We start from the raw sequence: 25,193 nt of genomic DNA, 5'->3' as shown, positions 1-25,193 counted from the left end.
GAGTGGAGGAGCATAACAACCATGGCTATCGAAAATAAAGCTATAAACTGGATCGCTAATGTAACGCTGTCGGTGTTCGCGTTGGCCTGTATCATACCATTCGCGCTACTGATCATGGCATCGCTTAGCAGCGAAGCAAGCATTATTCGGAACGGCTATACATTCTTTCCGGAGCAATTCAGTTTGTCTGCTTACGAATACTTGTGGACACATCATCTTGAGCTGGGCCGAGCATACGGCATTACCGTGTTCATCACAGTTGTCGGTACGGCGGTTAGTCTTGCGATTACCTCGGCGCTTGCCTATCCGTTATCGCGCAGGGATATGCCGTTGCGCAACTTCTGGACGTTTCTCGTGTTCTTTACTATGCTATTCAATGGTGGGCTGGTACCGACTTATCTGGTGTACACTCAACTCTTCGATATCAAGAACACCATATTCGGACTGTTACTGCCTGGGTTGCTCATGAGCGGCTTCAACGTCCTGCTTGTCCGTACATTCTTCATAACGTCCATTCCACCTGCCTTGATCGAAGCGGCTAGCATTGACGGCGCGGGTGAGATCAAAACGTTCTATCGGATTGTGCTTCCGCTGTCGCTGCCCATCATGGCGACGATCGGGCTGTTCCAAGCTATTAACTATTGGAATGATTGGTTTAACGGTCTTATCTACCTGACCGATTCACGTCTGTTCGGTATACAGACTATTTTGACAAAGATGATCACGGACATCCAGTTTCTGACGAGCAACAGCAACGCGGCCGGCACGGGCGCGAGCCAAGCGATCTCTGAGCTGCCAAGCACCTCCGTGCGAATGGCGATTGCGGCGGTCGGCGTGCTTCCGATCCTCATTGCGTACCCGTTCTTCCAGAAATATTTTGTCAAGGGCATTACGATAGGAGCTGTCAAATAAACCTGGCAGGGCCGTCATTATCAGCTATTCGGACTATAGGAGTTGAAGACAATGAAATTCTCCAATCCCGTCTTGAGCGGTTGTTATCCCGATCCCAGCATATGCAGGGTCGGAAACGATTATTATTTAGTCAACAGCTCATTCAACTATTACCCCGGCATTCCGATCTTTCACAGCAGCGACTTGGTCAATTGGACTCAGATCGGGCACGTGCTGACTAGGGAAAGCCAATTGCCTCTAGGGACTAAAACTAGCGGCGGCGGGGCCTTCAGCTTCACGGGAATCTATGCACCTACTCTGCGTTATCGCGGCGGTCGCTTTTATTTAATCACCACGAACGTACAGCATGGTGGGAACTTCATTGTGACAGCAGATCGGCCGGAAGGGCCTTGGTCAGAGCCCGTTTGGCTGGAGTGGGGCGGTATTGATCCTTCGCTCATGTTCGATGAAGATGGAAAGGTGTACGTGACTGGTACCGGAGGAGGAGATGAGCTTCCGGGCATCTATCAGGCGGAGATGGATCCCGATACGGGAGCCATTCTTACGGAGCGCAGGCTGATCTGGGAGGGAACGGGAGGCAGCTACCCCGAAGGTCCGCACTTGTATCGTATAGCCGATTGGTATTACTTGCTTATTGCGGAAGGTGGTACTGAGTTCGGTCATATGGTGACAATTGCAAGAAGCAAGGAGCCTTACGGTCCATTCCAGTCTTGTCCGAGCAATCCTATCTTGAGTAACCGCAGTACCGGCTTACCGATTCAGGCAACGGGTCATGCCGATTTCGTCGAAGCGCATGATGGAAGCTGGTGGGCAGTCTACCTGGGTATCCGTCCTCTTGGTTATCCGTTCTATCATCATTTAGGTAGGGAAACGTTTTTAATTCAAATTACGTGGTCGGATGATGGTTGGCCTGTTATCGGATATGATGGCAAGGCTCAATTAGAAATTGAGGGCCCATCCTTTTATGAAGGAAGTCTAGGTAAATGCGAAGGCATTTGTCGTGATGATTTTAACAGCGAGTCGCTCAACCTGCATTGGAATTACCTTCGCAATCCGGTGCCAGAGGCGTATTCGCTCACGCGCCGGCCAGGTTGGCTAACGCTCCTCGGTATGGAACAGGGACTTGATGGGACCGAACGTCAGACGTTCGTCGGCCAGCGGCAGCGTCATTTGGAATGTAAGGTATCTGCCTTGCTGGATTTCGAGCCTACTCGAGATGGAGAGGAAGCTGGCTTAACCATTTATATGAATGAGAAGGGGCATTATGAGATTGCCGTAACTCGCATTGACGGGGTTAAGACGGTACTGTTTCGCCGGAGAATAGGCTCCTTGTGGAAAGTGGAGCGGGAGGAGACCATTCCCGTAGGTTCCATCCTTCTAAGCATCGCAGCAGATGCGACTACTTATGTCTTTGCCTTTACATTGAACGGTAAGGAGGAGACGGAGCTCGGACGGGGAGAATGTTTCTATCTGTCAAGCGAAGTGGCCGGCGGTTTTACAGGAGTCTACGTTGGCTTGTATGCTTCCGGCAATGGGATACCAAGTGACTCACCGGCACAGTTCGATTATTTTGATTATAGAACTAATTAAATTTCAGGATTAATTTTCAAATCTGTACGACCAAGATTGGACGTAGGCCGCTAATTGATTAGCGGTCTTTTTTATTTTTATATCGCACTTTACTGATAATGGTTAATTTTTTTAAAACCAAGCCTGCTTCATCTTCTGCACCAAATTGCTTACCGTAGATGATGCGGGATATTCATACTGTTCAAGCTATTATGGAAATTCTGGCTTACCCACAACAGATAGTCAGAGGCCCCGCATGATAACCACAGTAAATTAAGATCATTCGATGACCGCGATGTGGTGAAATACTTGAAGTTCTGCACATTCCTGAGCAAAGCGGAAACGGAAGCGCCAATCGCTTTGATTTTTCCTAATTTCAAAAAAGTGCAATTGCAGGAAAAAAGAGATTAACCTATGGTGGGATTATCCCACTGAAAAGAGGCGATCTATTTGGAAGCTGTGAACACCGCACATATCCTTCCGCTTCGCAAGCCGATCATTGATGTCAATTCGTACCATGCTTTCTCCCAAGCAATTGTGCTGACGGACGAAGCGTTGTCGCTGCCGTGGCTCTTTAGCCACTACATCCATCTGTTTGGCGTTCCCGAATTTGATAAGGGCAACTTTATTCATTTCGCATCCTATTCTTTTTTTCACGAACTGCCCTATACCTTTGTGTCAAAGCTGCATATCGATCAATTGAGGTCATGGTTTCATGACCCGTTATCCTTCTTCATCGACTGCTTGCACAAAAATCAATATTTAGCCATCGCGCTAGACGAATATTATATTCCCGGCACTTCCTCTTACCAAACCAAGCAGCAGGTGCATCATTTGCTCATTCACGGCGTCGATGTTTCGCAGCAGCTGTTCTATGTTGCCGGCTACTTTTCGAATCCGCCGGTCTATGACTCGGGTCGACCAGTCAGCTTCGATCTGCTGCGAGAATCGCTTCGGCATGCAGGGCCCATCAGGCAGCGTATCAGCCAGACACTAGAGATTATCCAGTATCCATACCGGGATTTAAGTACGCCAGCTTTTGAGCTTGACGTTCATTTTATCGCAAGGTCATTGGAGGAGTATTTGCTGTCCAAGCCGTTGACTGAAAAAAATCCGCAAAGGATTCACTTTTGGTTCGGCCTGCGCGTGTATGATTTGCTTGAGCAATTCCTCGAAAGGGAGCTGGAATCAGAGCAGCCAATCATTCATATGAAAGCGCTTCAGACGCTCGTCAATCATAAGCAATGGATGATGAAAAGAATCGAGTACTTGCATGCTCACAAGCTGATTTCCGATAACGGTCTGTTTGCGATGGGGCAGGATGTGCTTAAGCAAACCGTAATCCTTCATCAATGGTGTGTGAAGCAGCGGGTCAGAAGGGACCCGAGCAACATCGTTAAGGCCATTCGCTGCACGCAGCAGTTAAAGCGTAGTGAGGCGTTATTTTTGGAAAAATGCTTGAATCAATTGGTTATTACTTAACAATTTCTAAAAAGTGCAAATGTTTAAAAAAAGTGCAATAGAAGGAAATAACACTTATTCAAAGCAAGAAACCGTTCATCAAAAAAGTCTTATTGCACAGCGAACACCGATGTCTATAAAGTTGAGGAAGGCCATTGACTCACAGAAGCTACATCGACCATGTTGTAGATGAGAGGAGTTGTTCACCCGCTTGGCAATGAAGACAACGCTTACAACCTCACCGATTCAGCATCAGGTCAGTCGACACACAAGTCTGCTTGGCGTTATGCTGCTGCGATTGATTTACCTCATGTATTACGCCTTGCTGTACCCGCCTTATTATTTCTGGAACAAACGCGATTTCAAAAAGCAAACGAAAAAAAATCCCTTCTACGTCAGCAAGCTCGTGCGATTGGTAGAAAAGCATCCCCGGCTGTATGAGCTGTCGATGTTTGTGCTGAACTTTCCAAGACCGACAGCGGTTTATCATTTTTTGCCTGAATTACAAGGAAGAGTGCTGCAGGTTGGCTGCGGGACGGGGCTTCTGAACAAGCATGCGAAAGGATGGAGGCATGCCGAGTTTTTTAATCTCGATATTAATGAAAAATATCTGCAATTCGGCATGAAGAAGGGCCGGCTGCACAATTGCATCCATTCTGGCATTTATCAGGTGGACAAGGCGGATGAAAGCTTTGACAAGATCGTCTTCGCCAGGTGCTTTCATCACATCCGGCATCATAAAAAAGCGTTTAAGGAATGTGCAAGACTACTAAATAAAGGAGGGGAATTGTGGATTCTGGATCCTGTTATTTTGGAGGAGCAGGGCTCAGGCAAACAAATGAGCGCGGGTTATATGGCCAATTCGTCTATTGACGGCGTCATTTGGCGTTTTACGAAGCAAGCCTTCATCGAGCACGTGCTGGCTTCACTACCTGGGGAATTGGAGCTCATTTCGATCACGGAAAATCGGCAGCCGCACTTAACCAATTATAATTTGAAATACCCGCAAACCGATATTTTGGCGGTTATTCGAAAACGAAACGAAGGGGAGAACAAGTAATGCTGCAGACGCAAATTATTACGATTATTTCCGAAATCAAGAACGAGCCCGACCTGGCAGCTACGCTGACGGGAGCTTCCGACATGCTGAACGATGCGGGGCTGGACTCGCTCCAGCTGATTAATTTCATACTCCGGATTGAAGACGAATTCGAAATCGAAATCGATTTTGACCAATTTGATATGGAGCACCTGCAGTCTATCGATATATTTTGCGACTTTATTCAAGCCAAGAGCGCATGAGGCGGGCTGGAGGCGTAACGACGATCCATTGCGGCGCCTTCGATGCGGAGACGCTGTGGCGGGATGAGACGCTGGCGAAGCTGCCAGCCCTGCCTGACCCGCAGGCGAAGGCGATAGTTGGCGCCATGGACGAGCTGTTATTTTTATTTTGCAAAAGCTCGGACGTGCTGCTTACCCGGAATCCGGTGGCTCCGGCGCAGCTTCGGTATTTGAGCGACATCGGCTTGACGTTCAGGACTAGCGACGAGCCACTTGAGGATAGCGGCGGAGCGCAGGACGCAAATCCCTTCCAGCAAATGCTGAATAAAGGGGCAGTGCGCAAGTATAAGGAGCTGCTTCCGCCAGGCGGCTTTATAGAGCCGTTTGCCGTACTGGACGGCTTGCAGGAGCTGTCCTCGCTTTATCGGCTCGATGGGCGTTATCCAGCTATGGAGACGATTCGGCACGTGAATTCCAAGCTGTATTCGGCAGAGCTGAGAGAAAGTTTGGGGTATGGCCCGCCTACGAGGATTGTGAGGAGTCATACGGAGCTGAGGCACGCCGCCGAAGCTATGCTGCTTGCTGGCCCCGTGCTTGCTAAAGATACGTTTGGGGTATCTGGCAAGGGAAACTTGCTGATCCAAAGCACGGCGACGCTGGAGCGTATAGCCGGGTATGTCGCTGTCCAGGAGCAGAAGGGAAAATCAACCTTGTTTCTGCTCGAGCCACTGCTGGACAAGGAAGCTGATTTTTCATGCCAATTCCATATTGATGCGGACGGCGGCTATGAGCTCATTTCCGTACAGCAGGTTTTGAACGCCGAATTTGCCTATCAGGGCACGTTCAGTGCAAGTGTGGAGCTCATAGAGAAGCTGGAGCGCGAAGGCTATTTCAAGCTGATGCAAAAAACGGCCGAGCTGCTTTATGAGAGCGGTTACAACGGCCACGTCTGTGTCGATTCGATGCTGCTGGAGGAGGGCGGTCTCGTGCCTATTGTAGAAATTAACGCGCGCAAGTCGATGAGTCTGATCAAAAAACGACTGGACGATTATTTGGCCGAATTTTCGCTTCAGGGGAACCTTACCTATTTGTCCGTCATCTGCCTTGGAATCGTGGAGTACGCCGATCTGCTTGCGGCTATGGACCGCGAAGGGCTGCTCTTCCGGCCTGAACGGGGAGAGGGAATTCTCCCGCTTAGTGCTGGTACGTTCACGATTAATCAAGCACCCGGTTTAAAGCGCAAGGGAAGGCTCTATTTGTCCGCGGTCGCGGGGCGGATAGAATGCTGCAGCGAGCTGCTTGCCCGCATGCGAGCCCTCCTGAAGTCTCGCGGTATTGCCGTAACCAATTAAGCGCCTAAAGGGAATGAGGAGGAAAATAAGATGGGCAATAGGGCTAATCGGGACAATCACTTTACCACGATTCTTTGCTCAGGCTTCGGTCTTGGTTTCTATAACCCTGGTTTAATTGTGAACTATCAATTGAGACAGCGCGGCATACTGACCGAGGTGCTGGTATTCGAAAGTTTCATGCAATTAGAAAAGCAAGCAAAAATCGTAGACAGCAGGAAGGCTTATCATGCCAATTTCGCACTTGCGAAAATCGCCACTAAGCTGCCTAAGGATATTCGGGACAGCTTCGATCCGGAAAAAATCTTTGACCTGCTAAACAGCTGGGCGGCGGAGGGACGAAGGAGGTTTATTTCCTTGTCTGGGCATTGGGTGTACATCCTGGAGCTGTACAGAGAGAAGCTTGGTGCCGCCGCCGCCGAGCTGGAGGTCGATCTGCTGTATGTGGATTCGGATCTGTCACCTTCTTGGAAAAGCCTCAAAAAATATATGCCCGATTATCCGGACCGTTACCGAGAGGTGTGGCTGTATGCGTCGTCAACGTTGTCTATTCATCTGCAAATTCGTGTTGGCGACGGAGAACCGCTGCCTTTCGCAGGTAGAGCGCCGAGGTATGTCATTCACGGCGGAGGCTGGGGGATGGGGACGTATCAAGGGAAAATACCGGAGCTTGCGCAGCTGGGGTTTGCCCTTGATGTCGTTGCTTATGAGCCGGCGGAGGCTCAGGGGCAGCAGCTTGGCAATCGTTATTACATGAACGATCCCGAGTGGACGGCTTGGAATAAAGGAGAATCCGGGGAGCATGAATTTCCAAGGTTCGGCGAGATTAGGCCGGATACTGCACCGTCATTTTCCAATTTGCCGTCCCACCACGGTCTCTATGATGTCATTCGTCAGGCGAAGGGCATCATTAGCAAGCCCGGTGCGGGGACGCTGATGGATTCGCTGGCCTCGGCCACGCCAGTCATTATGCTCGAACCGTTCGGCGAGCATGAGAAGAGAAACCTGGAAGTATGGCTGGAGCACGGACTCGGAATTACCTATGAGGATTGGGAGCGGGCGGGATTTGCAGAGGAGGCGCTAGCGACGATTCATGAACGGCTGCTCGCGAAACGAGCGGCTACGAGATCGTATACGGACGACTATTTGGAACGAATCGTTTGAGGGTGAAGGACGGTAACCTCAGGGAAGAGGGCGAGATGATGGCAATCAGAACGGAGTCCGCGCCTGCCGCGGCTCAAGCGTTAGACCTGCACAGTCCCAAGTGGATTTTTCTGCAGCTGATCGAATCGTGCAATTTGCGCTGCAAAATGTGCTTCGAGTGGGGGGAGAACGGCTCTTACAAGGAGAAGCCGGAGCTGAAAAAGCTCGATATCGGCGTGGTGAAACGGATTATTGAGGATTGCAAGGATACACGTCCCTATTATGAGCTTTACGGGGGAGAGCCGCTGCTTTACCCATGGATCGACGAAGTATTGGAGCTCATTCATACAACGGGGAGCAAAGCACATTTTCCTACAAACGGTACTTTGCTGGAGCGGCATGCGGAGATGATTATGGCCTTTCCGCCAGAGCGCATTTGGGTGTCGCTTGATGGTCCTGAGGAAATTAATGACGCACAGCGGGGAGCAGGCGTCTTCCGCAAAGCAATGAAAGGCATCCGCAAGCTCTATGAGCTTAGGGAAGCGATGGGCAGCGAATACCCGAAAATTGGCATCAGTACGACCGTCACGCCGACGAATTACAGGCATTTGGAGCGATTCTACTTTGAAAGCGTAGACCTTGCGATGCTGGATTGTATTAGCGTCGAGCTGCAGCAGTATGTCACCCGGGAGCGCTACGATCACTACGCAGGCGTGCTGCGGGAGCATTTCGATATTGCCGCCGCGCCGATTGCCAGAGGCTTCATCGCTGATCCTGCGCAGTTCGCGGAAGTCGATGCAGCGGAGCTATGCCGGCAGTTGAAGCGAATCGAGCGCCACTGTGCGGAGCACGGCATGTACTTCAATGCGTATCCGAAGGTAATCAGCGAGGAAAATATCCGCCATTATTTTAATGCGGAATGGTCCAAGGTTACCAATATGAAGAAGCGCTGCGTTTTTCCATGGATCAGCACGGAGGTGAGTGCTAGAGGCGAGGTAACCTCCTGCCACAATTTCTACGATCTATCGCTTGGGAACGTCAATGAGCTCAGCTTAAAGGAGATCTGGAACGGCACGAAATACAAGCAGTACAGGGATTATTTGCGCAAGCAGCTGTTCTCTATTTGTCCGGGCTGCTGCTTGTATTATAACGAGAAGCCGCGCTGAGCGGCCTTACCAAAGTTGAGACGGTAGAGGCTCGCTCCGCGCAGAAGTCTCTGCTGAGCTTAAGGGGAGGGAAGTAAGCGTGCAGCCTAAAACAAATATCCGAATGGATGAGAAATCGTTCGAGATTCTAAAGCGAACGATTCGAAACGCAGCAATCCCGATGAGGCAGAAGAGGGAAAACCCGAAATACAAGACGGAGCTTCCCGAGGTTGTCGCCATTAAGCTGACCAACCGCTGCAATTTGCGCTGCAAGCATTGCTACCAATGGAACGAGGATGGCTACCATCATCAGATGGAAACGGCTGAGCAAAATTTGGATATCGACGTGTCCATTGTGAAACAGTTGTTCGAGGATACGAAGCAGGCGAAATCCCGCTTGTATTTGTGGGGCGGCGAGCCGATGTTCCACCGGCAGTTCGGCGACATTTTGACGATGCTGGAGGAGGATCCCCGAGAGGTCACGATTTGCTCGAACGGGTTGCTCTTCGATCAATATATGGAGCAAATACTGCGTATTTCTGAACAGCTGGAGCTGCTTATCGCCGTGGAAGGGTTTGAGAAGGATCACGATCTCATCCGGGGAAAGGGCTCTTACAGCAAGGTGATGAAAGGCATCGACCAGCTGCTGGCGCTTCGATCGGAGGGCCGGTTCCATGGACGGATTTCGGTCCATTGCGTCATTAATAACGCAAACATCTATTATTTATACGACTTGATGGAGAGCTTCGAGCAGCGGGGAATTGATCTCGTGCTGCTGACGTTCCCCTGGTACATTGCTCAGGATACGTCGCTGCAGATGGATGATTATTTTCGCGAGCAGTTTGACTGGCTGCGCCATATTGAAGAGGGAGAGAAGAGCAGCTGGCACGCCTTCAAATACCGGATAGAGCCGCATCATCTTCCCTCCCTGCTGGAGCAGCTTCGCAAAATGAACGAGCGTGTCTGGCACACCCGTCTGCGCTACCAGCCGGGGCTCGAATTTGACGAAATTGAGCGTTTCGTCACAGGCGAGGTCATGACCAGCCGCTGTGCGACCGATTGTCTGGCGCTGGCTACACGTATTGACGTAACGCCGACGGGAAACATTTCGGCCTGCAAATTTTTCTCCGAGTTCACGGTTGGCAATCTAAAAGAAAAAAGCCTTGAGGAAATATGGAATTCTGAGGAATACGATCGTCTTCGTGAAACCATCAATAACGGCTTGACCCCGGCATGCTCCAAGTGCAATGTGCTTTATTTGCATGGCGTCTCGGCGCTAAAGCACATATAGGAGCTGATGACAACATGAGAACTTTAGCTCTAGGCATCATCGGCTGCGCGTCGATCGTTCGCAGGGCGGTATTCCAGCCGCTACCGTTCGTCGGAGGCATTAGGGTGGTGGGCGTTGCCAACCGTACTAGGTCGCGAGCGGAGGCGCTAGCCGCCGAATTCGGCATCCCGCGCGTATTTGAGCAGCTTGAGGACGTATTGGCAAGCCCGGATGTGGACGCCGTGTATATCGCGCTGAGTAATGATCTTCATACCGAATGGGTGCTGCGCGCGGTCGAGGCGGGCAAGCACGTGCTCGTGGAGAAGCCGATCGCGATGAATGCGGGTGAGTGCGCAAAGCTTGCGGAGCGGCTAGCCGGCCAATCGGCGGTCGTGCTGGAGGGGCTGATGATCCAGCATCACCCGTGGCAAAGCGCCCTCCGGGAGCTGATTCAGGGGCAGCGTTATGGCAAGCTGCTGCAGATGCGCACGGAGATGCATATACCGATGCGCGATCTGCCGTTGACGAGCTACCGCTGCGATCCGGGCCGAGGAGGAGGCGTCTTCGCCGACCTTGGCTGCTACTGGCTGCAAACGCTGCAGCAGCTGCCTGGCTTTGAGGCAGCCAAGCCCACGAAGCTGAAAGCGGAGTCAGAGTTTGACGGTCCGCGGGGCTGCGACTGGACGTTCGACGCATCGCTCGCCTATGCCAGCGGGTTCGCTGCGGAACTATCGGCTTCCTTCGAGCGACCTTACCGCACGCGGCATGTGTTGAGGCTGGAGCATGCCGCCCTGGTAGTAAACGATTTTTTTCGCGCCAACGTTGGGAGATATAAAATCACGATTAAGATCGAGGAGCCCGGAACCGGCCGTCCGCTCGGCAGCATAAGCTTTGTTCGGCAGCATTATTACGAGAAGCAGCTGGAGTATTTCCGCGACAGCGTCTTGACTGGGACTGGCAATGGCAAAGGAAGTCTCGAGCTTCTTCGTGAATCGCTGGAGCGGGTCAGGCTCCAGGAGCGGATTCATGCGGCCGCTGTGTACCGCAAGCGCCATGTCGAGGAACGTATGAAGTAAAGGAGACAACAGGGATGATCATTGAGGTTGACGGCTTATCCAAATCCTTCACTTACCATAAGAAGGAGTTGGGACTTAAAAGTTCGATCCAAAATTTGTTCCGCCGCGAGCAGCAAACGAAACATGCGGTGTCGGATATTTCCTTTAGCATCGAGGAGGGAGAGGTCGTCGGGTTCCTCGGGCCCAATGGTGCCGGCAAGACGACGACGCTCAAGATGCTATCGGGCATATTGCATCCGACGAGCGGCAGCGCCAAAGTGTTCGGCTACACGCCATGGGAGCGGAAAAACGAATTTAAACGGCAATTTTCCATCGTCATGGGACAGAAAAATCAGCTCTGGTGGGATCTGCCCGCGAATGAGTCGCTGTTTCTGAACAAATGCATCTACGAGGTGGACGATGCGGAGTATGCGCGGACGCTGGGAGAGCTGACCGAGCTGCTTGACGTGAAGGAGCTGCTGAAGGTGCAGGTGCGCAGATTGTCGCTAGGCGAACGGATGAAGATGGAGCTGATTGCCGCTCTCATTCATAAGCCGAGAATCCTCCTCTTAGATGAGCCGACCATTGGTCTCGATATTATTTCGCAGCGCAAAATAAGGGAGTTTTTCAAATATTACAATCGCGACAAAAAAACGACCATCGTCCTGACCAGCCATTACATGAACGATATTGAGGAACTGTGCGATCGCTCCATTATCATCAACCACGGAAGAATCGTATTTGACGGAGGGCTGAGTGAGGTCAATGAAAGGCTTGGGCATAAAAAAATTATGAAGCTGGTGCTTTCCGAGCCCGTTGAAGAATGGATGCTGAATCAGGTCGGAGAAGTCAAGGAATTCAAGGATACTCATGTGAAGTTCGTGTTCGAGCAGTCGGAAATTAAAAAAATGTCGCGCTGGGTGCTTGACCACCTGCCCGTAATTGATTTCACCATCGAGGATATTCCGATTGAGGAGGGCATCGCCCTGCTGTACCAAAGTGGCGGTGAGAAGCATGAGACTGCATAGCATGTATTTGAAAACCTTCTCACTGGGCGTGCAAAATTCGCTGGAATACCGGACGAACTTTTTTCTGAATCTGTTTGGCGCGGTTTTTCCGATTTTAATTCAGTACTTCTACTGGAGAGCGGTGTTTACTAGCTCGGGCCAACAAATTGTATTCGGATTTTCGTATAACCAGATGATTGCTTATTCCGTTCTGGCGGTCTTGATGTCCAAGCTGATCGGCACCACGTTCCAGTACGAAATTGCCCGGGACATCAAGGACGGCGGATTGAATAAGTACCTCGTCAAGCCGATAGGGTATTTATCATACCGGATTTTCTGTTTTCTTGGGGAAAAAAGCGTGCAAATGCTCGTTGTACTCGCCCTTTCGGTGATCGTCATGCTGCTGCTGAACGCGTGGCTGGACTTTCCGGTCAACCTGTCCCATATTTTGCTGTTTCTATGCGTCGTGCCCAGCGCCTTAATGCTGAACTTCTTCATCTATTATAGCTTAAGTGCCGTCGCTTTCTGGTTTACGGAAGCGAATGGCGCGTTTCGGACGTTTGCGCTGCTCGCCAATATTGCGGGCGGGGGTTTGTTCCCGCTGGATATTTACGGCCCGGTTACCAAGGCTATTCTGCTGACGCTGCCATTCAATTATGTGATTTATTTTCCCATTCGTCTGCTCAGCGGCATGTTGACCGGCCCGGAGATTGCTGCCGGGGCAATGATGCAGCTGGTCTGGATTGGGGTGTTCGCCGCGCTCTCGACCTTGCTGTGGAGGCAGGGTCTCACGAAGTATATTGCGGTGGGAGGGTAGGTCCCTTGTTAAAGACATTAAAAAAATACGCATTGATCTACAAGGTTTTCGTCAAAAACTGCTTTATCGCCCAGATGGAATACCGGATCAATTTTTTGTTCGCGAACACGATCGAAATCGCTTATTTATTCATCAAGCTGCTTTATGTGATGGTTGCGTTCCGCGTCGGGGTCGTCATTAACGGCTATACACCGGATATGATGATGATGTTTGTCGGGTCCTTTACGATGATGACGGGCTTTTATTGTCTTTTCTTTTATTCGAACTTCATGAATTTGAGCAATCATGTTCGAAACGGCACGCTGGATCTGCTCATCACAAAGCCGGTTTCGCTGCAGTTTATCGCTACGCTTCGCAATGTAGACTTCGGATTTTCATTTACAAACGTGGTGGCTGGGGCAGGGATGATTATCCTTGCCTGGTCGCGCATGGGCATTCCGGTCACACTTTCGCGGGTAGTGATGTTTTTGCTGTTCATTTTCCTCGGCATCGTGCTCAAATATGCCATCTTCCTGATGCCATCCTTGATCTCGTTCTGGACGGTACAGACGGCGGCGGTCAATCAGATGTCAACCGCCATATGGGATATGAACCATGTGCCGATGCACATATATGGCCGCTCGGTTCGGCATGCAGGCACGTTTTTGTTCCCGGTGTTTGTCATTACTAATTTTCCGCCGCTGTTCGTGCTCGACCGGCTGACCTGGGTGCATATGGTCTGGTTCCTGATCGCTCCGCTGCTGTTTTTATTCCTCTCGCGGAAGCTGTGGAACGTAGCCATCCGTAATTACTCCAGCGCGAGCAGCTAGCGGTGGGGGTGCGGTGTGGAGCCTAGTCGAGTCGAGTGGGGTATGCCCAATTACGGGCTGCGAATGCCCAGAAACCGCCATAGCAGCGAGGACGCCAAAAGCATGACCATTACATGATACAAGTTCATAACAGAGGAGCGTCGGAGATGGAGAAAACAAAGGTCGTCTTATTGTCCGGCGGCTTCGGTACCCGTCTGGGTGAAGAAACGGTGCTGCGGCCGAAGCCGATGGTAGAGATCGGAGGCATGCCGATTTTATGCCATATTATGAACATTTACGATGCTTGCGGCTTCAATGAGTTTATTATCGCTTTAGGCTATAAGAAGGAAATGATCAAGCAATATTTTCTCAATTATATGTATTTGCAAAACGATTTCTCCATCCATATGAGCCAAGCGACCGTCGATATTGTCAGGCACAGGCAGCCGGATTGGACGGTGCATCTGCTCGATACAGGGCTGAGCACCATGACGGGCGGGCGGCTGCACAGGCTTCGGGATCAGCTTTGCGATAATACCTTCATGACGACCTATGGGGATGGAGTAGGCGATATCGACGTCAAGAGCTTGCTCGATTATCACAAATCCCATGGCAAATTGGCCACGGTTACGCTCGTCAAGCCACGCGCCCGATTTGGCACCGTGGATCTGATAGGCGATCAGGTCGTCTGTTTCAAGGAGAAGGCCGATACCGGTGGCTGGATTAACGGCGGCTTTTTTGTTTTTGAGCCAGGCGTGCTTGAATATATCGGTCACGATACGGATGTGCTTGAAAGCGACGTCCTTCCACGACTGGCTGAGGAAGGACAACTTATGGCTTACAGACACGACGGGTTCTGGGACTGCATGGACACGATGCGCGACAAGCAGTATCTCGAGAGCCTTTGGGCTTCTGGGGAAGCCCCCTGGAAGCGCTGGCACGACAATTAAGGGAGGGGCTGAAGCGTCTATGGATGCGATGAATAATTCGATCATGCAGGAAGATATGGCGTATATCCAAGATAAAATGGTCAACCCAGCCTGCTTCGCCGGCATGAGGATTCTGATTACCGGCGGCGGCGGCTTTATCGGCTTTTACCTGACTCACTTGTTCGTCCATCTGAAGCGTCAGGGCTATGCCTATGACAAGCTGCTGCTGCTCGATACATTCCGTTCCGGCATCCCGGAGTGGCTTTCCTCCCTAGTGGCGGAGCATCAGGATATTGAGGCGCACACGTTCGATATTGCCAGAGACAGCCTTGAGCTTGTACAGGGTGCCGAGTGCGCGGATTACGTCATTCATATGGCCTCCATCGCCTCGCCCACGTTTTATCGGCAGTTTCCAGTGGAAACGATTGAAGCGAATGTCATGGGACTGCAGCGGCTGCTCGACTTCTATAAGCATCGCCCGCTGAAGGGCCTTCTGTTCTTTTCCAGCAGCGAGATATACGGCGATCCGGACCCGAATTTCATACCGACCCCTGAGTCGTACTGGGGACATGTGCCGAGCATTGGACCGCGCGCATGCTACGATGAGTCGAAACGAATGGGCGAGACGTTGTGCTACGTCTATCATCAGACATTCGGCATGCCGGTCCGTATTGTGCGGCCGTTCAACAATTTCGGTCCCGGCATGTCGCTTATGGACCGCAGGGTGCCTGCCGACTTTGCGCTTGCTGTGCTCCGGGATGAACCGATTGTGATTCATTCGGACGGCAAGCCGACCCGGACGTTTTGCTATATTGCCGACGCAATTGACGGCTACCTCCGCGTCCTGCTGCATGACGAATTCGACTGCTTTAATATCGGCATGGACGGCGGCGAGCTGTCCGTTGAGCAGTTGGCTGGCATATACCGTGAGGCTGCCTCCGAGCTGCAAGGCTACACGGTCGATATCCACTACGCTGCCTCCCCGGAGAAGGATTACTTGCTGCATAACCCGTCCAGGCGCTGTCCAGATTTGTCCAAAGCCCGGGGTGTGCTCGGTTACCGGCCCGAGATTGAAGTGTCCGAAGGAGTCAGACGTTACTTGAGGTTTCTGCAGAAGGAGCTGATCTCCGTATGATCGCGGTGATCGGACTAGGCTTCGTCGGTCTGACGACCGGGCTTGGACTTGCCCATCGTCTCGGCTGTACCCTATTCGCATACGATTGCGATTCGAACAAAAGGGAGCTGTACCAAGCGGGAAAGATCCCGTTTCACGAGCCGGAGCTGCAGGAGCATCTTGGCCGCTATCTGGGCAATCGATTCATCGTTTGCGATACGCTTGAAGAAGCTTTGCGCAGGGCGGAATATATTTTTTACTGCGTTGGCACTCCCGCTCTTGCCGATGGCGGCACGGACCTGAACGCTTTGCTGGATGGGCTGAAGGCAAGCCGCGAGGTGTTGTCGGACGGACGGTTTCGCGTGCTGGTCATAAAGTCCACAGTACCGCCGGGTACGACCTCCCGCGTAATTGCGCCTCTGCTCGAGCAGTTCGGATTACGCCCTGGGGAACATGTCGGTCTAGCAGCAAACCCGGAGTTTCTAAGAGAAGGCTCGGCGTGGCGCGATGTGATGGAGCCAGACCGGATCGTCATTGGGGAAGCTGAGCCGATCGGCGGAAGGATGCTTGCGGAGCTGTATGCTTTGGGCTTTGATGCTCCCGTCCGCCGCGTATCAGCCACAGCCGCCGAATTTGTTAAATACATGTCCAATTCGCTGCTAGCCACGCTGATCAGTTTCGCGAATGAGATGGCGATGATTGCAGAGCGGACTGGCGACATCGATATTCCTCAGGCGTTCGATTTGCTTCACGAGGACAAGCGCTGGCAAGGCACGCCGGCCAAGATGACCGATTACGTGTATCCGGGCTGCGGTTACGGAGGGTATTGCTTGCCTAAGGACATCGCTTCAATGATTCATCATGCTTCCGCTATTGGCGAACATGCTGGTCTGCTGCAGGCTGCGGTTGACGTGAACCAAAAGGCACAGATGAGAATGGCGGAGCGGATTGCCGCTGCTGCCGGACACGATAAGAATCGAAAGATTGGTCTTCTGGGTCTTTCATTCAAGCCGGGCAGCGACGATGTACGCGGCGCCGTTTCTTTCGAAATCATTCGTCAATTGTTCGGGATGGGATATTTAAACATCGCTGCCTATGACCCGATATCGATGCAGGCGTTCGACCATGCTTATGGACTGCCCATTTCTTATGCGCAAACGATGGAGGAGCTGGTTTCGGGGAGCGAGGTTATCGCGATCATTACTAGCTGGGAGGAATTTAAAGAGAAAAGGCATCTGCTCTCGGGCAAGCCCGTCATCGACGGCAGATATACGGAAGCGCAAAGCGGGGTGATTGTTCATGCGGGACAATAAGGAACATATCGTGAATATTTTGGCGAAGCTGCTGAACCTAGAGCCGGAGCTGCTGGTGGCGCTTGGAGAGGATGCGGATTTAACGGAGCAGTATTTAAGCTCTGTTCTTGTGGTCGAGCTGGTGGTCGAGCTGGAGCAATATTTTGACCTGATGATCGATGATGAAGATTTATTGACGGAAAACGTCTCCACGATGCGAAAAATCGGGGAGCTGATCTCCAAATACAAGGAGATGCAGCCATCGAAGGAGTGAGCGAAATGGCTTTTTGCTGGATGCTTCCGCAAGGTGACCTTCAGCGGATAACGGAGCAGGCTAGAGCCGCCGAGGGGTATGGCTTTGATTCCGTATTGTTGATCAACGCGAACGAATACATGGACCCTTGGCTTGCTGCCGCGTATTTGGCCGAGCGGACCAGGAAGCTGCGATTTCTGATCGCGCAAAATACGAGCTATATTCTGCCAACGGCAGCAGCAAAAGCGCTAAGCACATTAAACCTGTTAACTGGGGGCCGAGCGGATATAAATGTGGTAACCGGCAGCTCGGCTATTGAGATGGGACGCATGACGAAAGCGCTTAGCCATGAGCAGCGCTATGAGCGGACGAAGGAATTTGTAGAGCTGTTTCACCGGCTGCAAGCAGGCGGAACTGTTCACTTTAAAGGGTCCTGGTTCGAGGTGAATCAAGGAGAGCTGTATCCGAAGCCGCCTGCTCGCGGCAGCGTGTTCATTTCCGGCAGCTCCCCAGAGGCCATGCGAATCGCGGCTGCCAGCGGGCACCATTATTTAACGTACGGGCATGATTATCCGGTTGTCAGCAAGCGGCTTGAAACGTTTCGCGGATATATCCCGAAGGCAAGTCTGCATCGTCCCAAGTGCGGCATCATGATCGATATTATTGCCAGAGAGACGACTGAATCGGCTTGGGCCGCAGCAGAGCGTTTTCTTGGCGGAGCGAGCGCTTTAGAGAAGCGCACGAACCGGCTGTTCCGCAATAATTGCGATGCTGCAGGGATTCAGAGCTACAAAGCGCATTATGCAGACCCGATGGCAAAAGTATCCGAGCACTTATGGGCAGGACTCGTGCAGCTGAATACATCAAACGGGTTTTCCATCGTCGGATCGTACGAGGAGGTGCGGCAGTCGATTCGGAAGTTCCAACAGCTAGGCGTAGACTATTTTATTCTAAGCGGGCTCGCGGGGCCCGATGAACAGCTGCGCATCGGCGAGTACATTCTCCCCTATGTAAGAGGAAATGGGGAACCTGCGAGACTCTCGCCGGCGGTAAAGGAGGCCACAACCCATGGAAATGGACATTAAGCATAAAAAACCTTTTGCCATACGCGCGGGCCTGCACTGCTTGTTCTCCGGTTTGTACCACATCTTGGAGCGAGAACGGCCGGAAGCGGCAGCGGAGAGCGATGAAGCGGATATTTATTTCGAGACGAACGGGCAGAATTTGGAGTACTACGGCGATCTGAACAGGGTTTGGCTTGCGTCTCAGCAGGACATTGTAGAACGATTCGCCCAAACTTACGGACTTAAGCCGCATGCCTCGTTCGAGGTGGAGCTGAATCCGGGTGCCGCGCTGCTGCGCCTGCGGGAGGCTGTGCTGCGAGGCCGCATGCCGCTGCTGTTTATACGTACGACATCGCTCGACTACCATGAGGTATTCAGAGACGGAGAAGAGAGAAATCACCTTGTCCTTCTGCTTGGCTGGGACGATGGCAGCGATTCGGTGCTGATCGGCGACAGCTCCTTTCTCGATCAGGCGGGGCATGTCACTACCTATGAAGGAGTGTTGACGGTCGATGCGCTGCGAAGAGGATTATGGGGGTACGCTTGGTTCGAGACTGATGCGGAGCAGAAGCTTTTCTCAGGCTTAGAACGATTTAATGAGGTGCTCCAAAACATTCGCTCATTTAATCAAGGCTTAGAATTGCCTGACCAAAGGTACCAAGGCAGTCTTGCCTACCGTATGTATGTAAGGGACTACGCTAAGCTGCCTGCGTTAGATGCTCCGGCGTTCTCTGCTGTGTGCCGGAACGTGTATTATTGCTTCCGGGTCGGGGGGATGCTTCATCAGCTTGAATACCTTGCTGCATATATCGGGCGCTATGAAGGGCGATGGCCACAAGAGGGCCAAGAGCTTCTATACCGCGTGGAAGGATTGCGGGAGAAATGGCGCAAAGCACTGATGCAGTTATACAAGGTTGGCTTATCCGTCCAGCGCGATAAGATCGGCCTGCTGCAGGATCGATTCACTCTGCTTCTTGACGAGCACGAAAAATTGCTGTGTGATCTGCTGAAAGCGGTAGACGAGGAACAAGGAACTGCCAGCCGATGAAAGCTAATTTGTTTGTACAAGACGACAACAGACTCGTTCAAGAAGCGATCGGACGCTTCGCTCTAGAACGGGTCGCATTCGTTCCGCTGGAGAGCTATGAGAGCGGAGTATACGCATGGGAATTGAAGGGTCGCAAATTTATTTTAAAAATGACCCGGAAAAGCCGTCGAACTCGGGAACAGCTGATGGGAGAAATCGATTTTATTCAATTTGTTGCCTCTCATGGCGTTTCCGTGGCTAGGCCCATCGTTGCAAGGAGCGGGCAATACGTAGAAAACATCAGCGGCAGCATCAATAGCATGAATGGCATGGATGCCATTGACGGCAAAGTGGACGGCGAAGGAAGTGGCGGAAGCTCGGGATACTGGGCGTATGCTTTCGAGTGGGCAGAGGGCGAGCGCGTCGGTCCCGGCCACTATGGCCCCAAGCTTTACAAAGTATGGGGGATGGCCATGGGAAGGCTGCACAGCCTTGCCGAGCTTTACGCGCCGAAGCAGCCCGAATGGATTCGTCCCAGCTGGGAGGAATCTGAGCTGCTGCCAACGTTAGACGTGTGTGCCCTCAGCTCGCTCCCGGAGCTTCGATCTGCGGCTGACACCTGGATGTCCAAAGTAAGACGAATTCCCGAGCGTACGGGGGAATTTGGTTTAATCCATAACGATATGCATCCTCGCAATTTTCATTGGACCGGGGAAGGCATCGTAATGTTCGATTTCGACGGGTTGACGCATCATCATTATGCGAGCGATATTGCGGTCGCCTTATATTACGGTTTGGCGGAACATAGCCGGGCGAGTGAGAGCAGTTGGTCTCCGGGGTTATTCCTGCATGATTTTTTGGAGGGCTATTCCGTTTGCCGGACCGTCTCAGAAGAGCTTCAGCGCCATATTCCCGATTGGATGATGTTTCGTCATATCCAGCTTTATATGTCGTATTTCCGGTCTTGGGGGGAGCGGCCTGCTGCTATCACGGAGAGATGGACCTTGAGCCGTTACAGGAAAGATATTATAGGAGGCACCTTGTTCGGCAGGAAGCCTGAGGATTTGGCATGAACAAGCTAATCGCATTCTAAGCCTAGAAAGGAGATCCATTATGAACCGTACGGAATGGACCAAGGAACATATCGCGGGTTATGTGCAGGCGCAAATCAAGGAACAGCTTCAACTGGAGGAAGATGTCGCGCCAGATGATGAGCTGGCAAGCTATGGGATGGACTCGTTTGCTTCGATGAGTCTTGTTGTAGCGTTCGAAACGAATTTTGATATCGTCTTTGAGGACGAGGAGTTGCTTTTCGAAAATTTTGCCACCTTGCAGCATATGGTCGATAGCATTTGCGGAAAGCTGCAGCCATGAATCTCGCGTGGGTGGATTGCTCCATCGACAAGCTGCTTACCCTCTATCCAGGCATTCACCCTTATGCGGCAATGATAGACCGCTGGGCGTTCAAGCCGGTATGGGACGAGGTAGGCGAGGAGGTAGATTTGAGCCGGGTGCTGGCTACGGAGGAACAGCTCCTTACACACTATGGAATTGAGCGGAGTTATGAAAACAACTGGATCGATGAGGCACTGCGAAGCGGGCATCTGGTACTGCTCCCTTGCGATCTGTTCTACATGCCGCATGCGAAGGTGTTTTACGGCAAAGAGCATGCAGGACACTACATTGTTGTGCGTGAGCTTCTGCCGGACGGAAGCTACTTGATCTTCGACGATCATCCCGCGTTTTGCGGGGGGATGGATCGGACAGCACTAAAGACGGCCCATGATGCATTGGGCTTGCCGTATCAGAGGTTTGTGCCAGGCATGCTTCAGGTGACGGATGCTTCTGCGATTGGCTACGTATCCCGCATGCTCAAGGCGGATTCCTTCTACTTAAGCAACTTTGCACAGCGATTATTGGCCTCGGAGGAGACGGTGCTGCGCAAATGTATGATCCTGAAGGCAACGCGCCATTTCCATCATCGGCTGTACGGCTTTATCCGAATGGTGGATGCTGCGCCGCTGCCTTTAGGAGAAGGAGAGGCCGTGTCGGAGCTGAGGCAAAGCATTGTTCAGTATATAGACGACTGGAGAGTGACGGTCAATCTCGCTACAAGGGTTTTGCTTCAGCCGGCGCTGCCGATATGGGATCGTCTACAGAACCGGCTTGAGAACCATCAGGAGAGCGAGGCGCTGCTTCCGAATGCAGCTGATCGTTTTCTTGAGCTGCTGCATGCAGCTGAGACGAAGGGTTAGCTGGTGCGCATGGCGACGAAGATGTGATGGCACGCTGTGACCGACAGGGATTTCAAGGGAAATCGGAAATGGGCTGCAAACGATTTGCAAGCTAGAGAAGGAGGTTCTTGCCTCCATGCTCGAAGCTCTGCAACGAAGAAGATTAAGCTGACAAATCCTTCTACTAAAACCTTCTACAAGGGAGGGCAGATGTCGATGACGCTCGCTAGCCATGATAGTGTACAATTAACGAGTTTACGGCTGGCTTGGGGGCTTGTGCTGGTGAAATACCACGAGCCCGAGCAGCTTCAGCTGTACGTGGAGGAGCAAGGGAGCCCGCCATTGTGGAGCTGCAAGCGAACTGGCAAAGCTCCAGAAGAACCAGACTCCGGCAATAGGACTTTTTTGGAACTAGACTGCTCTGTGGACGAAACGGTTGAAAAATGGCTGCAGCGGCTGGAGGCCATGCTTGGCATTCCTTCAATAAACGAGGTTATTAAAGCTTCTCCGCAGCGATATTCCTCGGAATGGCAGGATGAGCTAGAACAAATCGTGTATGACGATGCGAGATGGAATGGGCATTTGCACGAAAATATTTCTATGGAGCGTTTCAAGTCCCATGTGGCCAGCTTGGAGGAGGCGATGTTTCACAAGCGCAATCAACTGCTTAGGGATGTGCCCATGCTGCTAGCCGATGAATATATTCAGCTCGCAAGGGACTTCAACGAGACTACGCTTGCGTTTCCACGGGAGAGGACGATACACGGACTGTTCTCGGAACGCGCGGCGCTGTATTCGGAGCACATAGCGGTTGTTTCAAACGCTGGCAGCTTGACTTACGGGGAGCTGGAGAGAGAATCCAGCAGACTTGCTGCATCGCTGCGCAAGAGGGGAGCAGGCAAGGGACAGATCGTTGCCATTACGGCCGACCGCACGCCGGAAATGCTGATCGGTTTATTGGCGATATTGAAAGCGGGCGCCGCATACTTGCCCATCGATCTCCGTGCACCGGAGGCGCATAACCGTATCATTTTGGAAGACTGCAAAGCCCAAATCGCGATCTCTCGCACGCCGCTGCAGGGACTCCAGACGCTGAACCCATATGAGGCTTCGTCTTACTCGGATGAGTCGGATTTTGAGAAGAGCTTTAACACGTCGACCGATTCAGAACTTCTGGCGTATATCATCTATACATCGGGAACGACGGGAGCCTCTAAGGGGGTGATGATCCGGCATCGGAACGTCGTCAATTATGCAGCTTGGTTTAACGCCCAATATGGCAGAGAGGCGCCGCTTCGTGTGCTTCTAGCCGCCAACTTGACGTTTGATGCATCGGTAGAGTCGATCTTTTGCACCTTGCTAGGGGGTGGCAGCGTCGTTTTGATTCAAACCGAGCTGTTGGTGCATCAGCGCGCGTTCCGGCAGTTTATTGACAAGCATCAGGTACAGGTTATTCATCTTGTCCCTACGCTGCTCAATCGGCTGCTGTCGGAAGGAGAGCGGCTCGCTAGCGTGCAAATTGTCATTTCCGGAGGAGAAGCCCTTGAGCAGGGGCTGAAGGATCGTCTTGTGCACAAGGGATATCGGGTTTTTAATCACTACGGTCCGACTGAGGCGACGGTCGTGTCCGTAACCACCGAGCTGAAGGAAGGCTTGCCTGTAACGATTGGCAAGCCGATTGGAAATACAAGCATATACATCGTTAATTCACACATGCAGCTATGCCCGATCGGTGTAATTGGGGAAATCTGCATCGCCGGAGAAGGCTTGGCTATGGGATACCTGCAGCGCGAGGAGCTGACAAAGCAAAGATTTGTTCCGAACCCCTTCGAACAAGGAGCTATGTTGTACCGCACCGGAGACTTTGGAAAATGGCTGCCAGAGGGGCTAGTCGAATATGCCGGCAGGGTCGACGATCAGCTGAAAATTAATGGCATACTCGTTCATCCTGAAACAATTCGTAAAGCAGTTGAAGCTCATCAGGCGATTCAAGCCGCTATTGTCCTTTTTTCACCGGAAGATGAAGGAGGAAAGCTGATCGTTTATTATCGCTTGGCGCAGCCGGGAGCGGCAACGGTGTCGGTAACCGAACTGCGAGCTTTTTTGCTTCAGAGGCTGCCGCCCTCGATTATCCCTAAGCAGTTTGTCGAGCTGCAGGAATTCCCGCTTAATTCAAATGGAAAGGTGGATAAAAAACGACTGCTTGCGAAGCAGGAGTGCGTCTAAGTGCAATGCTGACCTGTGCGGCCATGCAGCATGCGGCTGGCGACGACTCTTCATATTTGATGAGCGTCGGTTCGTTTGCTAAAGATGATTTACTGAATACCCAGTCCTAACCTTCGTCTACATTGCTAACCATTCGAATATATTCGAAGTGGGAACGCGGATGCAGATTGAAGGAGGAATTGGGCAAATGGAGGACTTTTCTACAAATACTACTATTCATACAGCGAGAGCACCAAGCATTCAAAAGGTTGATGATTTTATCGATTTTATTCGTGAAATAAATGAGCTTCTTCAAAAAGAAGAGGATCTTTCTCCTGCCAATCTACGGGTGGCGAACATGATCGGGCGCCTTTCACAGCAATTGCGCATTTGCTACTCGCCCGAAGAAATCAAGGCTGTTCTAAGCGATGAATATATGGTCATGAACCAGCGAATGCTGCAGGATAAGCTGTCAAAAGCCGAATTTCAAGTAGAGCTGGCTGATTCTCAGCATATTTGCAGGGCGGAGGCTGCCGCAATGGATATCGTCACACAGCTGCCCTACTGGACGATTTATATGGCTTTAGTTAGCGAGGAGCTGTCCACGCTGCGTCCGTTTAATCGGCAAGATGGTCAGATAGAGAATTCGCCGATTGTATTTGTTGGCAGCGGGCCGATGCCGCTTAGCGCGATTATTCTTCATCTATTAGCTGATGTGGAGGTCATCTGCCTTGATATCGACCCAGCGGCCTGTGAAACCTCGTGCTCTTTTCTTGAAAAAATGGGGTTAGGAACGAAAGTGAATGTCATGATGAAAGATGGGGCAGAGTTCGATTACAGCTGCTATAGCCGGATCTTTGTAGCTAGTCTCGTGCAAAATAAGCTGGCGGTGCTTGAACAAATAGCTCGTACATCCCAAAGTCCTCTCGTAGCTGTTCGTACGGCCGTAGGCATGAGGCAAATCATGTATGAAGCGATTGATGAATTACAGCTGAATAAGCGGGGTTGGCGGATTTTGGCACGGACTTGGCCTGATGTTAATCTGGTCATCAATTCAACGTTGTTTCTGGATCGTGCGACTAATCCTGATGCAAGGAGTGAGGAGGGAGAAAGGAGAAGGGCAGGGCATTAGTTGGAGTAGGTCTCGCGGACTGAGCAGAGAACACTCATGACGTTTGATCATGAGTTTTATAAGGCGAAGCGGTAGCTTCATTAAAACAAGCTGGAATTCTGGCAATAGCCTGAATTCCAGCTTGTTTTTGCAATGATTGTTTTACA

The 25,193-nt window shown here is 51.6% G+C and carries 24 protein-coding genes; all 24 read left to right on the top strand.

All coding sequences use genetic code 11. The features are described 5' to 3' along the window. The first annotated feature begins 21 nt into the window (after window positions 1-21). The 24 genes from ASF12_RS13580 (at window position 22) to ASF12_RS13465 (ending at window position 25,047) form a co-directional block, all read left to right on the top strand. A complete protein-coding gene (locus ASF12_RS13580) occupies window positions 22-912 on the top strand; it encodes a carbohydrate ABC transporter permease (protein ID WP_056035403.1) in 891 nt (296 codons plus the stop codon). Window positions 913-963: 51 nt separating this feature from the next. Beyond that, window positions 964-2,502 (top strand): glycoside hydrolase family 43 protein, encoded by a 1,539-nt coding sequence (locus ASF12_RS13575; RefSeq protein ID WP_056035399.1) that lies wholly within the window; start codon window positions 964-966, stop codon window positions 2,500-2,502. 429 nt (window positions 2,503-2,931) lie between these two features. Next, window positions 2,932-3,963 carry a hypothetical protein gene (locus tag ASF12_RS13570; RefSeq protein ID WP_056035396.1) on the top strand — a complete coding sequence of 344 codons (1,032 nt, stop codon included), beginning with the start codon at window positions 2,932-2,934 and terminating at the stop codon, window positions 3,961-3,963. A 196-nt stretch (window positions 3,964-4,159) separates the two neighbouring features. Continuing rightward, on the top strand, window positions 4,160-5,002 hold the full coding sequence (locus ASF12_RS13565) for a class I SAM-dependent methyltransferase (protein WP_235533158.1): 843 nt from the start codon (window positions 4,160-4,162) through the stop codon (window positions 5,000-5,002). A 2-nt stretch (window positions 5,003-5,004) separates the two neighbouring features. Beyond that, complete coding sequence (locus ASF12_RS13560) at window positions 5,005-5,244, top strand: acyl carrier protein (protein WP_056035458.1); 240 nt, start codon at window positions 5,005-5,007, stop codon at window positions 5,242-5,244. Next, window positions 5,241-6,575 carry a hypothetical protein gene (locus ASF12_RS13555; protein ID WP_056035390.1) on the top strand — a complete coding sequence of 445 codons (1,335 nt, stop codon included), beginning with the start codon at window positions 5,241-5,243 and terminating at the stop codon, window positions 6,573-6,575. Before ASF12_RS13560 ends, ASF12_RS13555 begins: the two co-directional genes overlap by 4 nt. Before the next feature lie 30 nt (window positions 6,576-6,605). After that, the gene (locus ASF12_RS13550; protein ID WP_056035387.1) at window positions 6,606-7,736 is read left to right on the top strand and encodes a hypothetical protein; all 1,131 of its coding nucleotides are present in this window, start codon (window positions 6,606-6,608) and stop codon (window positions 7,734-7,736) included. Between the two features lie 35 nt (window positions 7,737-7,771). Next, window positions 7,772-8,881, top strand: coding sequence for a radical SAM protein (locus ASF12_RS13545; RefSeq protein WP_235533156.1), 1,110 nt, complete (start codon window positions 7,772-7,774; stop codon window positions 8,879-8,881). Window positions 8,882-8,960: 79 nt separating this feature from the next. Next, window positions 8,961-10,151, top strand: a complete 1,191-nt coding sequence (locus tag ASF12_RS13540; protein WP_056035384.1) for a radical SAM/SPASM domain-containing protein — start codon at window positions 8,961-8,963, stop codon at window positions 10,149-10,151. Window positions 10,152-10,165: 14 nt separating this feature from the next. Then, window positions 10,166-11,206, top strand: coding sequence for a Gfo/Idh/MocA family protein (locus ASF12_RS13535; RefSeq protein WP_056035381.1), 1,041 nt, complete (start codon window positions 10,166-10,168; stop codon window positions 11,204-11,206). Between the two features lie 14 nt (window positions 11,207-11,220). Further along, the gene (locus ASF12_RS13530; RefSeq protein WP_056035376.1) at window positions 11,221-12,213 is read left to right on the top strand and encodes an ABC transporter ATP-binding protein; all 993 of its coding nucleotides are present in this window, start codon (window positions 11,221-11,223) and stop codon (window positions 12,211-12,213) included. After that, window positions 12,200-13,009: an ABC transporter permease gene (locus ASF12_RS13525; protein ID WP_063892559.1), complete on the top strand. Its 810-nt coding sequence runs from the start codon at window positions 12,200-12,202 to the stop codon at window positions 13,007-13,009. The genes ASF12_RS13530 and ASF12_RS13525 overlap by 14 nt, the downstream gene beginning before the upstream one ends. A gap of 5 nt (window positions 13,010-13,014) precedes the next feature. Then, window positions 13,015-13,818 (top strand): ABC transporter permease, encoded by an 804-nt coding sequence (locus ASF12_RS13520; protein WP_056035370.1) that lies wholly within the window; start codon window positions 13,015-13,017, stop codon window positions 13,816-13,818. A gap of 146 nt (window positions 13,819-13,964) precedes the next feature. Next, entirely contained in the window at window positions 13,965-14,747 is a 783-nt protein-coding gene (gene rfbF / locus ASF12_RS13515) for a glucose-1-phosphate cytidylyltransferase (protein ID WP_056035368.1), read from the top strand. Window positions 14,748-14,766: 19 nt separating this feature from the next. Next, a complete protein-coding gene (locus ASF12_RS13510) occupies window positions 14,767-15,861 on the top strand; it encodes an NAD-dependent epimerase/dehydratase family protein (RefSeq protein WP_200931619.1) in 1,095 nt (364 codons plus the stop codon). Further along, a complete protein-coding gene (locus ASF12_RS13505; RefSeq protein ID WP_056035365.1) occupies window positions 15,858-17,153 on the top strand; it encodes a UDP-glucose dehydrogenase family protein in 1,296 nt (431 codons plus the stop codon). The genes ASF12_RS13510 and ASF12_RS13505 overlap by 4 nt, the downstream gene beginning before the upstream one ends. Then, a complete protein-coding gene (locus tag ASF12_RS13500; protein ID WP_056035362.1) occupies window positions 17,140-17,406 on the top strand; it encodes a phosphopantetheine-binding protein in 267 nt (88 codons plus the stop codon). Before ASF12_RS13505 ends, ASF12_RS13500 begins: the two co-directional genes overlap by 14 nt. 5 nt (window positions 17,407-17,411) lie before the next feature. Further along, window positions 17,412-18,470 carry an LLM class flavin-dependent oxidoreductase gene (locus tag ASF12_RS13495; protein ID WP_056035360.1) on the top strand — a complete coding sequence of 353 codons (1,059 nt, stop codon included), beginning with the start codon at window positions 17,412-17,414 and terminating at the stop codon, window positions 18,468-18,470. Continuing rightward, a complete protein-coding gene (locus ASF12_RS13490) occupies window positions 18,454-19,497 on the top strand; it encodes a hypothetical protein (RefSeq protein WP_056035357.1) in 1,044 nt (347 codons plus the stop codon). Before ASF12_RS13495 ends, ASF12_RS13490 begins: the two co-directional genes overlap by 17 nt. Continuing rightward, a complete protein-coding gene (locus ASF12_RS13485) occupies window positions 19,494-20,549 on the top strand; it encodes a phosphotransferase enzyme family protein (protein WP_056035354.1) in 1,056 nt (351 codons plus the stop codon). Before ASF12_RS13490 ends, ASF12_RS13485 begins: the two co-directional genes overlap by 4 nt. 40 nt (window positions 20,550-20,589) lie before the next feature. Then, a complete protein-coding gene (locus tag ASF12_RS13480) occupies window positions 20,590-20,850 on the top strand; it encodes an acyl carrier protein (protein WP_056035350.1) in 261 nt (86 codons plus the stop codon). Continuing rightward, window positions 20,847-21,731 carry a hypothetical protein gene (locus tag ASF12_RS13475; protein WP_056035348.1) on the top strand — a complete coding sequence of 295 codons (885 nt, stop codon included), beginning with the start codon at window positions 20,847-20,849 and terminating at the stop codon, window positions 21,729-21,731. The genes ASF12_RS13480 and ASF12_RS13475 overlap by 4 nt, the downstream gene beginning before the upstream one ends. A gap of 195 nt (window positions 21,732-21,926) precedes the next feature. Further along, window positions 21,927-23,936 carry an amino acid adenylation domain-containing protein gene (locus ASF12_RS13470; protein ID WP_056035345.1) on the top strand — a complete coding sequence of 670 codons (2,010 nt, stop codon included), beginning with the start codon at window positions 21,927-21,929 and terminating at the stop codon, window positions 23,934-23,936. Between the two features lie 187 nt (window positions 23,937-24,123). Beyond that, the gene (locus ASF12_RS13465; RefSeq protein ID WP_056035342.1) at window positions 24,124-25,047 is read left to right on the top strand and encodes a nicotianamine synthase family protein; all 924 of its coding nucleotides are present in this window, start codon (window positions 24,124-24,126) and stop codon (window positions 25,045-25,047) included. Window positions 25,048-25,193 lie beyond the last annotated feature (146 nt).

This window comes from Paenibacillus sp. Leaf72, assembly GCF_001422685.1.
Classification (GTDB): Bacteria; Bacillota; Bacilli; order Paenibacillales; family Paenibacillaceae; genus Pristimantibacillus.
This window is presented reverse-complemented; position numbering and strand designations above follow the sequence as displayed.

What these genes read in the sequence shown, in the direction of transcription:
- ASF12_RS13580 (WP_056035403.1), top strand. Translation starts at nt 22, where the DNA reads ATGGCTATCGAAAATAAAGCTATAAACTGGATCGCTAATGTAACGCTG.
- ASF12_RS13575 (WP_056035399.1), top strand. Translation starts at nt 964, where the DNA reads ATGAAATTCTCCAATCCCGTCTTGAGCGGTTGTTATCCCGATCCCAGC.
- ASF12_RS13565 (WP_235533158.1), top strand. Translation starts at nt 4,160, where the DNA reads ATGAAGACAACGCTTACAACCTCACCGATTCAGCATCAGGTCAGTCGA.
- ASF12_RS13555 (WP_056035390.1), top strand. Translation starts at nt 5,241, where the DNA reads ATGAGGCGGGCTGGAGGCGTAACGACGATCCATTGCGGCGCCTTCGAT.
- ASF12_RS13550 (WP_056035387.1), top strand. Translation starts at nt 6,606, where the DNA reads ATGGGCAATAGGGCTAATCGGGACAATCACTTTACCACGATTCTTTGC.
- ASF12_RS13545 (WP_235533156.1), top strand. Translation starts at nt 7,772, where the DNA reads ATGATGGCAATCAGAACGGAGTCCGCGCCTGCCGCGGCTCAAGCGTTA.
- ASF12_RS13535 (WP_056035381.1), top strand. Translation starts at nt 10,166, where the DNA reads ATGAGAACTTTAGCTCTAGGCATCATCGGCTGCGCGTCGATCGTTCGC.
- ASF12_RS13530 (WP_056035376.1), top strand. Translation starts at nt 11,221, where the DNA reads ATGATCATTGAGGTTGACGGCTTATCCAAATCCTTCACTTACCATAAG.
- ASF12_RS13525 (WP_063892559.1), top strand. Translation starts at nt 12,200, where the DNA reads ATGAGACTGCATAGCATGTATTTGAAAACCTTCTCACTGGGCGTGCAA.
- rfbF (WP_056035368.1), top strand. Translation starts at nt 13,965, where the DNA reads ATGGAGAAAACAAAGGTCGTCTTATTGTCCGGCGGCTTCGGTACCCGT.
- ASF12_RS13510 (WP_200931619.1), top strand. Translation starts at nt 14,767, where the DNA reads ATGGATGCGATGAATAATTCGATCATGCAGGAAGATATGGCGTATATC.
- ASF12_RS13505 (WP_056035365.1), top strand. Translation starts at nt 15,858, where the DNA reads ATGATCGCGGTGATCGGACTAGGCTTCGTCGGTCTGACGACCGGGCTT.
- ASF12_RS13500 (WP_056035362.1), top strand. Translation starts at nt 17,140, where the DNA reads ATGCGGGACAATAAGGAACATATCGTGAATATTTTGGCGAAGCTGCTG.
- ASF12_RS13495 (WP_056035360.1), top strand. Translation starts at nt 17,412, where the DNA reads ATGGCTTTTTGCTGGATGCTTCCGCAAGGTGACCTTCAGCGGATAACG.
- ASF12_RS13490 (WP_056035357.1), top strand. Translation starts at nt 18,454, where the DNA reads ATGGAAATGGACATTAAGCATAAAAAACCTTTTGCCATACGCGCGGGC.
- ASF12_RS13485 (WP_056035354.1), top strand. Translation starts at nt 19,494, where the DNA reads ATGAAAGCTAATTTGTTTGTACAAGACGACAACAGACTCGTTCAAGAA.
- ASF12_RS13480 (WP_056035350.1), top strand. Translation starts at nt 20,590, where the DNA reads ATGAACCGTACGGAATGGACCAAGGAACATATCGCGGGTTATGTGCAG.
- ASF12_RS13475 (WP_056035348.1), top strand. Translation starts at nt 20,847, where the DNA reads ATGAATCTCGCGTGGGTGGATTGCTCCATCGACAAGCTGCTTACCCTC.
- ASF12_RS13470 (WP_056035345.1), top strand. Translation starts at nt 21,927, where the DNA reads ATGACGCTCGCTAGCCATGATAGTGTACAATTAACGAGTTTACGGCTG.
- ASF12_RS13465 (WP_056035342.1), top strand. Translation starts at nt 24,124, where the DNA reads ATGGAGGACTTTTCTACAAATACTACTATTCATACAGCGAGAGCACCA.